Annotated in this window: 2 protein-coding genes; one reads left to right on the top strand and one right to left on the bottom strand. The window is 64.4% G+C overall.

Features of this window, described 5'->3' with window-relative positions:
* Positions 1 to 1,101: 1,101 nt before the first annotated feature.
* Positions 1,102 to 1,296, bottom strand: coding sequence for a hypothetical protein (locus EQG76_RS26035; protein WP_159717702.1), 195 nt, complete (start codon positions 1,294 to 1,296; stop codon positions 1,102 to 1,104).
* Between the two features lie 741 nt (positions 1,297 to 2,037).
* Here EQG76_RS26035 and EQG76_RS26030 point away from each other — a divergent pair.
* The coding region (locus EQG76_RS26030; RefSeq protein ID WP_200841140.1) for an endonuclease/exonuclease/phosphatase family protein at positions 2,038 to 3,988 on the top strand (1,951 nt) is incomplete at its 3' end.

The raw sequence follows: 3,988 nt of genomic DNA, 5'->3' as shown, positions 1-3,988 counted from the left end.
TGCGCAACGAGGACGACGTGCCGTTCCACGGCGCCCGCATCGAGTTCAAGCAGGGCTTCCCGGGCTAGCTGCATGCGCACAGGAACTGGCGGACCAGTCGGGGCACAGCCCGAACGCACCAGGTAGAAGATTGCATCCACCATCAGGGGCCGCGACCACTTCGCCTGCGGCGGGGGAGCTTCAACTCGCTCATCGACCTCCAGGCGGCAATCAACCGCTACCTGACCCAGACGAATGCCGATCCCAGGCCCTTCGTCTGGACCGCCGAGCCCGAGGACATCATCGAGAAGGTGCGGCGAGGGTACCAAGCGTCTCAGTCACTCCACTAGCTTGATAGCAGCAGAGCCATTCTTCCCTCCTAGAGGCCAATAGTTTCCCTGCTCCCTATGCTTCCAATCCCTGTTCCTCAACGCAGGGAATGACGAGCCAACCCATGGCGCCGCCTTAAATGTTTCTCGACACCACATGATAAACTAAAGCTACTACAGCACATTTCCCTGTATTCCCGCTTGGAACAAGGAATTTCTCCGTTCAGAACAGAGACGGGTTCACCGCTGACTGCCTGCACCGCCATAAACCAGGAACTATCGCGTATTTTCAACGCTTTACAGCCAGCCAGGATGTTGGCTCCCACATTTGTTCCACTTCAGAGCGCGGATGTGGGCGAACTGCGGCAATCTTTGGCGAGCACAGACCCTGGATGTTGCCACGTCGGTAAGGTGGTAGCTTGCCCTCCGGTAGGCCCGTGCCTGGTGCCCGACGCGCCGGCACGAACCGGCAGCCTGTTTGGTCAGAGACTGACGTCGCCTCGGTACGGCAGCATCGAGGTCGCGGGTCGCTCCGGCGCCGACAGCCGCGTCAACCCTGGATGGCGGGCTAAGCCGTAGGTGGTTGCGGTACGGGTCGCGGGACGTCCAGCACGCTGGTCACGATCCTGCCCGCTGTATGCTTCCGCCTATTGACAGGCGGCGGGTTCAGCCGCGGCCGGCGACGCCGTAACCGCCTCCTTAACAGCCCGCACCAACGGCTCGAAAACCACCAGGTCCCCCTTCTCCACCGGCTGGATCCCGTTCCACCGAAGCATCGGCATCTCTTTCCTCCTCAGCGAAAGTCGCGGGTTGGCAGCTTGATGCCCAAGCTCAGCCGCAGGTCGCGGACGTAGATGTCCCGTGGCGGGTGCCCCGGCTGGCTCCTCGAGCCAATGCTGGCCAGCAGCCCGCTCAGGTCGTCCAGCCGCTCGGCCACCAGGTGGATGACCTCGCCCTGCTCCTGCAGGCGGCTCCGTACCGCCAGCATCCGACCGCTCAGGACGGTGCGACAAACACACTGACGGCCACATCACCGAGTTAACGGTGTCGCCCGGCCCTCGATCGTGATGAACATGACGCCGCTGGCCGAACCTGACCGCCGTCCGGCGTATCGGCCAAGCCCTGGCATGGGCGATGGCTAGTACTGACCAGCTCGTTGCGCAGGAAGGCCAGCGTGTGCTGGCCCAGGGCCGGGGCGGTGGATACGTAGTCCTCCACTATCTCGCCGCCGCTGGTCATCGGCTTCAGCAACATCTCTGGCCTGACCAACTCTAGCTTGCTGCGAGCAGCGACAACTTGTGGTCGCCCACCGCGCCGGTCGTCCAGTTGGCCTCCCGCCGCGCTAGGTCAGCACTCATCACCTGCCCAGCCAAGTTCTCGCCGCCGACGCTGCAGGTGCCGACGCGCCCTCCGAGTCCGCCCACTGGTCGGTTCACACGGCACCACCCATCCTTCGGCCAGCTCAACCAGATGAGCTACCACTCAGATTATGGTGGACGTAGCCATCCGTCACGAGATGGGCATCCTCCTACTTGCGGCACGTCATACACTCATCGCCAATCCTGGTTAGCGCTGCCTCGACCACGGCCGGCGCCACACGCGTGCACACGCTGCGGCAGCCAATGGAGGAGGACGCGCGATGGATGATGAGACGGTCCGGGAGGAGTGGACGATCCCTGAGGTTCAGGGAGACGATCACGTCTCATCCCTTACGGGCCGTGAGGTCGCGGTGCGTGGGATTGTCACTGCGCTCGGCTCCAATGGCTTTTATCTGCAGGACCCGCAGGGCGACGGCAACGACGCCACCTCGGATGGCATCTTTGTGTTCACCCGCGTCACCCCGACGGTGGCGGTGGGCGACGAGCTGGAGGTCGCTGGCCGGGTCTCGGAGTACGTGCCGGGCGGGGAAGAGAGCGGCAACCTCTCGACCACCCAGATCACGCTCGTGACCAGCACGCTGCTCTCCAGCGGGAATGAACTGCCTGCTGCCGTAGTGATCGGGGCTGATGGGCGCCGAGCAACAGGCGGGATTATCGATGACGATGTCCTCGTCAGCTTCGACCCGGAGACCGACGGGATCGACTTCTATGAGAGCATGGAGGGGATGCGGGTCGAGGTCCGCGACGCGGTCGCGGTGAGCCCGACCAATGCCTTCGGCGAGATCGCGGTCCTGCCGGACAATGGTGAGGGTGCGGGTGTGCGCACAAAGGCCGGTGGCATCGCGCTGCAGGCGGAGGACGCCAACCCGGAGCGGGTGATCATCGACGACGCGCTGATGGCCAATCCGCCAGTCGTCAATGTCGGCGATCGGTTCACGGCCCCGATCACGGGCGTGCTTGACTACAGCTTCGGCAACTTCAAGCTGCTGAACACCGCCGAGCTGCCGGAGGTGACGGAGGGCGGTCTGGAGCGCGAGAGCACGGAGCTGGTGGGCGGAGCCGACCAGCTGACCGTTGCGACCTTCAACGTGCTGAACCTCGACCCGTCGGATGGCTCGACCAATCCTGGCAGCGACGACCAGCTCACCCGGCTGTCGCTCGACATCGTTCAGCGGCTGAACAGCCCTGACATCATTGCGCTGCAGGAGATCCAGGACGGGGACGGCCCGACCGACAGCGGCGAGACCTCGGCCGAGGCGACCCTGGCGAAGCTGGTGGAGGGCATCGCCCGGTCCGGCGGCCCGACCTATGAATTCATCACCATCGCGCCTGAGAACAACGCCGACGGCGGCGAGCCCGGCGCCAACATCCAGGTGGCCTATCTCTACAACCCGGGGCGGGTCAGCTTCGTCCCGCGAGGCGAGGCAGGTGCCACCGACGAGGTCGAGGTGGTGGCCGACGAGGACGGTCCCGACCTGTCGCTGAACCCTGGCCGGGTTGATCCGAATAGCCCGGCATTTGCCGAGAACGAGCAGACTGGCTTCGAAGGGACGCGCAAGTCGCTGGCGGCGCAGTTCGAGTTCCAGGGTGAGGATGTGTTCCTCATCAATAACCACTTCAAGTCGAAGTCCGGCGACGATGCCCTGTTCGGCAGTGAGCAGCCGCCCTTCCAAAGCACGCTCGGCCAGCGGGTGTTCCAGGCGGAGGAGATCAACGACTTCGTGGACGACCTGCTCAAGGCCGATCCGGACGCGAACGTCGTTGTGCTAGGCGACATGAACGACTTCGACTTCTCCGAGACGCTGAAGACGCTGGCTGGCGAACAGCTTACCAATCTGGTGGATGGTGTGCCGCTGGAGGACCGCTACAGCTTCAACTTCGACGGCAACTCCCAATCGCTCGACCACATCCTGGTGTCGTCGAACCTGGCCGACAAGGCCGAGGTCGACATGGTCCACCTCAATGCCGACTTCGCTCAGGACGTGCGCTCCAGCGACCATGACCCGGTGGTCGCGCGCTTCGACTTCGGCGCAGGCGGCGACGGCGAGGGCAAGCTTGATCTCGTGTCGCGCATCACGCCGGAAAGCGGCGAGCCGCTGGCCGGAGGTGCCGAGATTGTCGCGCACGACCCGGACACGCAGCGCCTGTTCGTGACCAACGGTGCCGACGGCACGATCGACGTCACCTCGATCGCCGATCCGAAGGCGCCCGAGCGGTTGTTCTCCATCGACATCGACCAGGTGATCGAGGGCGGCGACGTCACCAGCGTTGCGGTGAAGAACGGCATGGTCGCGGTCGCGG

The organism is Geminicoccus flavidas, from assembly GCF_009806515.1.
In the GTDB taxonomy this organism is placed as follows: domain Bacteria; phylum Pseudomonadota; class Alphaproteobacteria; order Geminicoccales; family Geminicoccaceae; genus Geminicoccus; species Geminicoccus flavidus.
The sequence above is the reverse complement of the archived record's forward strand: the minus strand, read 5'-3'. Positions and strand labels throughout refer to the sequence as shown.

What these genes read in the sequence shown, in the direction of transcription:
- EQG76_RS26035 (WP_159717702.1), bottom strand. Translation starts at nt 1,296, where the DNA reads ATGCTGGCGGTACGGAGCCGCCTGCAGGAGCAGGGCGAGGTCATCCAC.